General features: G+C 66.0%; 6 protein-coding genes. 1 reads left to right on the top strand and 5 read right to left on the bottom strand.

Features of this window, described 5'->3' with window-relative positions:
• From recA to smpB, 4 genes are all read right to left on the bottom strand, one after another.
• Nucleotides 1–705: recombinase RecA (gene recA / locus V2I30_RS14035; RefSeq protein ID WP_330662807.1), on the bottom strand; the 705-nt coding region annotated here is incomplete at its 3' end.
• Between the two features lie 166 nt (nucleotides 706–871).
• Nucleotides 872–3,391, bottom strand: coding sequence for a response regulator (locus tag V2I30_RS14030; protein ID WP_330662804.1), 2,520 nt, complete (start codon nucleotides 3,389–3,391; stop codon nucleotides 872–874).
• Between the two features lie 77 nt (nucleotides 3,392–3,468).
• A complete protein-coding gene (locus V2I30_RS14025; RefSeq protein WP_330662806.1) occupies nucleotides 3,469–4,002 on the bottom strand; it encodes a DUF2062 domain-containing protein in 534 nt (177 codons plus the stop codon).
• A 228-nt stretch (nucleotides 4,003–4,230) separates the two neighbouring features.
• A complete protein-coding gene (gene smpB, locus V2I30_RS14020) occupies nucleotides 4,231–4,713 on the bottom strand; it encodes an SsrA-binding protein SmpB (RefSeq protein ID WP_330662803.1) in 483 nt (160 codons plus the stop codon).
• A 95-nt stretch (nucleotides 4,714–4,808) separates the two neighbouring features.
• Here smpB and V2I30_RS14015 point away from each other — a divergent pair, with 95 nt between their 5' ends.
• Entirely contained in the window at nucleotides 4,809–5,879 is a 1,071-nt protein-coding gene (locus V2I30_RS14015) for a succinylglutamate desuccinylase/aspartoacylase family protein (RefSeq protein WP_330662802.1), read from the top strand.
• Here V2I30_RS14015 and V2I30_RS14010 read toward each other — a convergent pair.
• Nucleotides 5,876–6,376 carry a hypothetical protein gene (locus V2I30_RS14010; protein WP_330662801.1) on the bottom strand — a complete coding sequence of 167 codons (501 nt, stop codon included), beginning with the start codon at nucleotides 6,374–6,376 and terminating at the stop codon, nucleotides 5,876–5,878. The two genes, V2I30_RS14015 and V2I30_RS14010, sit on opposite strands and share 4 nt — an antisense overlap.
• Between the last annotated feature and the right edge of the window lie 6 nt (nucleotides 6,377–6,382).

Raw genomic sequence — 6,382 nt, 5'->3', positions numbered from 1 at the left:
GATGTCGAGGCGGACCGAGGCGTAGAACTTGAGCGCGTTGCCGCCGGTCGTCGTCTCCGGGTTGCCGTACATCACGCCGATCTTCATGCGCAGCTGGTTGATGAAGATCACCATGCATTTGGAGCGGTTGATCGACCCGGTCAGCTTGCGCAGGCTTTGGGACATGAGCCGCGCCTGAAGGCCGACATGGGAATCGCCCATCTCGCCTTCGATTTCCGCGCGGGGAACGAGCGCCGCGACCGAGTCGACCACCAGCACGTCGACCGCGTTGGAGCGGACCAGCGTGTCGGTAATTTCAAGGGCCTGTTCGCCCGTATCGGGCTGCGAGACGATCAGCTCGTCGATATCGACGCCGAGCTTCTTCGCATAAACGGGATCGAGCGCGTGTTCGGCATCTACGAAAGCCGCCGTGCCGCCCGCCTTCTGCGCCTCGGCGATGCAGTGCAGCGCCAGCGTCGTTTTGCCCGAGCTTTCCGGCCCGTACACCTCGATCACACGCCCCTTGGGCAGGCCGCCGATACCCAGCGCAATGTCGAGCCCCAATGATCCGGTCGAAATCGCTTCGACCTGCATCGCCTCGCGCGAGCCGAGCTTCATCGCCGAACCCTTGCCGAAAGCGCGATCGATTTGTGCAAGAGCGGCGTCCAGCGCCTTTTGCCGATCCACGTCCTGTTCCTTCTCTACCAGCTTCAAAGACGTCGCTATCGCATGCACTCCCTCGCTTGCCTAGGGCGGGGCGAAAAGTATCACCCGGCCCGGGGAAGAAACGCTTTCCCGCCCCCTTGCGAGATTGCATGTATTCGATTTGTTCTCATGGAACAAGAGGAGAACGAATTTATTTTCGCGAAAGCTCTCCGCCACCCGGCGCCGCTCAGGCGTTCTCGCCCTCTTTCGCCTCGCGCATGACGCTCGCGACCTTGTCGGTGATCGCGGCGACGCTGAAAGGTTTGGGAATGAAGTGCATGCGCGGAATGTCGATATCCTTGCGCAGCGCCTCTTCGGCATAGCCCGACATGAAGACCACGGGGATCGCCGGATGTTCGCGGCGGATCGCGCGCACCATGGCCGGCCCGTCCATTCCCGGCATCACGACGTCGCTGACCACCAGGTCGAACCCGCCGCCCGCCTCGATCGCCTCCAGCCCCTCTTCCCCGCCCGGACAGGCGGTGACTTCATATCCCGCGCGCGCGAGGGCGCGTTCGGCGACCGCGCGCACCATGTCCTCGTCCTCGACCAGCAGGATGCGGCCCCCGCCCGGCCAGTCGGAAGACGACTGCGGGGCCTTGGGCTCCTTGCGCCGCTGGGGCACCTCGCCGCGATGGACCGGCAGATACATGCTGAACTGCGCGCCGCGCACGTTCCCCGCGGCATCGGTCACATTGTCGGCGAAGATGAATCCGCCCGATTGCTTGACGATACCGTAGACGGTCGAAAGGCCGAGCCCGGTGCCTTTGCCCTGCTCCTTGGTGGTGAAGAAGGGTTCGAACAGCTTGGGCAGGATATCGGGCGGGATGCCGCCGCCATCGTCCTCGACGATCAGCACGGTGTAGTCCGAAGCGGGCAGGATTTCAGAACCCATCTTAACGACTTGATCGGCGGCGATGCTGCGGGTCCGGAGCGCGATCCGCCCCGCCCGGTCCTTACCCGATCGCGCATCGCCGGGTCTGCGCTGCGCCTTCGCCTGACGCGTATGGATGGCGTCGCGGGCATTGACGGCGAGGTTCATGATGACCTGTTCGAGCTGCTGTGGATCGGCGCGCACCGCACCCAGATTGCGGTCGTGCTGGACGTGATAGTCGATCCCCTCGCCCAGCAGGCGCTTAATCAGGGGACTGACTTCGCTGACGACGTCGGGCAGTTGCAGGATTTCGGGACGCAGCGTCTGCTGACGCGAGAAAGCGAGAAGCTGGCGGGTGAGAGCGGCGGCGCGGTTCGAATTGGCGCGGATCTGCTGGATGTCGTCGTAATCGCTGTCGCCCGGCGTGTGGCGCAACAGCATGAGATCGCAGGTGCCGATGATCGCGGTCAGCACATTGTTGAAATCGTGCGCGACCCCGCCGGCGAGCTGCCCCACGGCCTGCATCTTGGTGGCCTGCGCGACCTGGCGCTTGAGCTGGTTTTCCTCGGCCGAATCGACGAGGCTGAGCAGCACCGCGCCTTCGCCCAGCCCCCGCACTCCGGCGAGCCCGATCGAGACCGGCTCTTCGGGTCGCGCATTGAGGCGCACGGCCATGTCGCCGCTGGTCGCGGGCCCGCGGCCATGGCGGCGCACTGCATCGGACAGCGGGCCCTTGTCCTCGCGCACGACGAGGTCGGTCGGAAAGGCGGGCAGCTTGCTTTGTTCGCGGCCCACCGCGCGCAGGAAGGCGTCGTTGCCGAACAGGAAGCGCCCGTCGCGGTCGGTCATCGCCAGGCCTAGCGGCAGCTGGCCGAGCAGGCCTTCGAGCTGGGCGACGCCCGCATGCGCCGTGCCGTCCCAGCCGCTGCCGATACCGACGCCGCTGTCGACGAGCAGCATCAGCGCGGCGCCCGCATTGGGGTCGGGCTGCGCATCGGAGGCGGAGCCTGTATTGAGGGGCGGTTCGCCGAGCGGCACGTCGATCAAGGTCTGCGGCGTGCCGGCGCGCCCCTCGCGCGCGAACAGGATGCGGTCGCGCTCGTCCACGCGCAGGAAGGAGACGAATTCCTGACCGGCGAGGGTCGCCTTCGGATCGCCGGCCGCGCGTTCGGCGAAGCCGGCGCTGACATGGCGGATGATGCCGTCCGGCCCGGCGATGGCGGCTTCGATTCCGGCGCGGCTGAGCATCGCGCCGAGCGGCCCGGCAAGATCGATCTCCAGCGTCGGACTTTCCTCGCCCGCCGCCACGCGTTCGAACCGCCAGACGAGGTGATCCGCCCCGGCCCCGGCGCGCCGGACATCGACCGACCATTGCGCGCCCGCGCCGTCGATCGGTTCCTCGCCATGCGCCTCCCCGTCGCGCCAGGCATTGCGCGCAAGCCGGGCGAGCTTATCGGTAGCGTTAGTGTCGGGCGCCATTTTGGGTGGCGCCGCCTCGACGCCGAACGTGCGGGTGAAGAGCGGACTTGCGCAGACCAGGCGATTGGCGCGGTCGGTGATCGCCACGGAGCTGTCCTGCCCCTCGAGCGCGGCCACCGTCACCGACCAGTCGGCACTTCTCTTGAGCTCGGCGGCAGGCGCTTCGCCGAGCCGGGCGGCGGACGACGCTGCGAGGACCATCACGGCTGTGCCGGCAAGATAGACGAGAGCGAGCAGGACGCTTTGCGAGACGGCGAAGACGAGCAGCGCGGTGAGGCCGAGCGCCGCGATCACGGCGATCAGCAGCCGCCGGTCGCCGGCGAAAAGCGCGAGCTCGGATTTGACTTCGGACACTTCGACCTCTGGAACTTCTGCCGGCGTGATACGCCGTTCGTGAGGCGCATTGGACAGCGCCCGATTGTAGCCGTGCCCTACTTCGCGGCGAGCCGGCGGTCGAGCCGCTGTTCCATGCGGCGCAAACGTTTTGCCCGCTTGCGTGCAACCATTACGCGCCAGATCGCGCTCGAAACCAGATAGCCGACGGCCGAGGTAACGATCGAGAGGACGAGGAAGCCGACAACGGTGACGCCGGCGACCTGGAACAGATCGACCAGGCTGACCCACCAGCTGCTTTGCGCCTTGCCCGATGCCATCCCCGCGGTCGCGGCATCGATCTGCAGCATGAATGCCCCGACCCGGTTGGCGATGACCGCCCAGAAGGCGATGGTGAAAGGGTTGGTGACGAAGGTGACGAGCGCCGCCAGCGGCACGTTCGCGCGCGCCGGCAGAGCGAGGAAGGCGGCGAGAAAGATCTGGCCCAGCGGAATGATGAAAGCGCTGAAAAGACCCAGCGCCACCCCGCGCGGGACCGAGCGGCGGGTGAAGCGCCACAATTCGGGGCTGAGGAAGCGGGGCGCGATCGGGCGCAGATATTTGTTCCGCGCCATCTCCTCACGCCGCGGCATATATTTGCGGATCATGTCCGCCGCCCAGGTCTTGGAACGCGAGCGATGCGGACGCTGCGAGGGGGGCGGGCCGCTAGCGCTCATGACGAACCCTCCCGGCGGCACGCGGCCCGTTCGCGCTCGGCTGCCAATGGATCAAGGTTCGGGGGCCCACCATGCATGTCCATATGGGTAGCATCGTGCGAGTGACCAGTGCGTGAACCGGCGAGCTTTCCGGTTATTTACTCCTCAGCCACGATCGCGCATCAGCCGCGCCTTGTCGCGCTTCCAGTCGCGGTCCTTGATCGTCTGGCGCTTGTCGTGCGCCTGCTTGCCCTTGGCGAGCGCAAGCTCGACCTTGGCGCGGCCCTGTCGATTGAAATAGATCGACAGCGGGACAAGCGTCATCCCCTTCCTCTCGACCGCGCCGAACAGCTTGCCGATCTCGCGCGTATGCAGCAGCAGTTTGCGCGGGCGGCGCGGCTCGTGGTTCTGGCGGTTGCCGTGGCTGTATTCGGGAATGTTCGAGTTGATCAGCCACACCTCCCCATCGCGCACCTCGGCATAGCTTTCCGCGATGCTGGCCTCGCCCGCGCGCAGCGCCTTGACCTCGGTGCCTTGCAAGGCGAGGCCGGCTTCGAATTTCTCGTCAATGTGATAGTCGAACCGCGCCCGGCGATTTTCCGCGACGCTTTTCGCCTTGTCGAAAGTCTGGGGTTTGGGACGCGCCATGATGCCTGGGGGCAGATAGGCGGCGATTTGACGCTTGCCAAGCGGGAGCGCCCCGCGCCATCAGGGCGGGCCGGACAAGAAGGGGGACTACCAGCATGAAATCGCCAATGCCGCCGCCCTTCGTCATCGGCGAGGAGAGCATCGCGCCCGGCAGTACCGTCGATATCGCCCTGCCGGTAACGACCATGGCGACCGGCTACAATTCACAGCTCGGCGTGCGCGTGATCCATGGCAGCCGGGAAGGACCGACGGTTTTCGTCAGCGGCGCGATCCACGGCGACGAGATCGTCGGCACCGCCATCATTCAGCGGCTGGCGACCTATCTCGCGCCCGAGCAGCTGGCGGGCACACTGCTACTGGTGCCGGTCGCGAATATCTTCGGGTTCCTGGGCCATACGCGCTATCTGCCTGATCGGCGCGATCTGAATCGCTCGTTTCCCGGCACCGCTTCGGGATCGCTCGCGGGCCAGCTCGCGCATGTCTTCTTCACCGAGATCGTCGCGCGCGCATCGCTCGGCATCGACATTCATTCCGCCGCCGTCCACCGCTACAACCTGCCGCAAATCCGGATCGCCGCGGGCAACCGGCGCCTACTCGATCTCGCCACCGCCTTCGGCGCGCCGATCATCATCGAAAGCCCCCTGCGCGAAGGCAGCTTGCGCGCCTTGGCGCAGGAGAAAGGCGTCGACATGCTGCTCATGGAAACAGGTGAGGCGCTGCGCTTCGACCGGCTCTCGATCCAGACCGGTATGGCAGGCGTGCTGCGCGTGCTGGCCAGCCTGGAGATGGTGGAGACCGATCCCTATCTTCACGCCATCGCCGCGCCGGCGCGTTCGAAGAAAACGCAATGGGTGCGATCCCCGCGCGGCGGGGTCACCCACCGGGTGCGCAAATCGGGCGACGCGGTCAAGGAGGGCGAGTTGCTCGGCGCGGTCAGCGGGTTGTTCGGCGAGGAGCCAGCGGAAATCGTCAGCCCGATCACCGGCATCATCATCGGCCATGCGACCCTCCCGGTGGTCCACCAGGGCGATGCGCTGTTTCACATCGCCCGGGTCGAGGACGCGCATGACATCGGCGAGAAGTTCACGAACCTCTCGGATGCGATCTATGCGAGCGATCCCGAGGATTTTGCCGAAGTCCTGCTCGACGAGGACGAGGTGCTCTAGTCGCGCCGTCCGGTGACGAACCGGAACACCCGCTTCCAGAAGCGCGCTTCGGCGATCAGGAGTTTGACCAAAATCGGCGGCATGCCCTGCCGGATCAGCTCCTCTTCCTGTGGATCGGAGCTCCAGACATAGCGCATCACCGCGACGAAAGCGGCAAGTTCGATGAATATGACGAGCGGCAGCGCCGTCCAGCGCAGCCAGGCGAGGAAGGGCAGGATGTCGCCGGCGCCCTCCGGCATCAGCCAGGCAGCATATGCCACCCCCGCCGCGCCGATGGCAAAGGAGCGAAGCAGCGCGGCCTTTAACGTCGTGCGCGATCGCAGGTAGAGAAAGTAGATCACCGGCAGAAGCAGCGCGAAGTCGATCAGGAACACGCGCTCCATCGTGATCGGATCGGCAATCGCTTCGGGCATGAGCGACAATTGCCACGCCGCCATCGCCCCCAGCGCTAGCAAGAGGTAGAACCAGTGCTCCCAAACAAACCGGATCGTCTTCATGTTCGC

Source organism: Erythrobacter sp. (assembly GCF_036351135.1).
Classification (GTDB): Bacteria; Pseudomonadota; Alphaproteobacteria; order Sphingomonadales; family Sphingomonadaceae; genus Erythrobacter.
The sequence above is the reverse complement of the archived record's forward strand: the minus strand, read 5'-3'. Positions and strand labels throughout refer to the sequence as shown.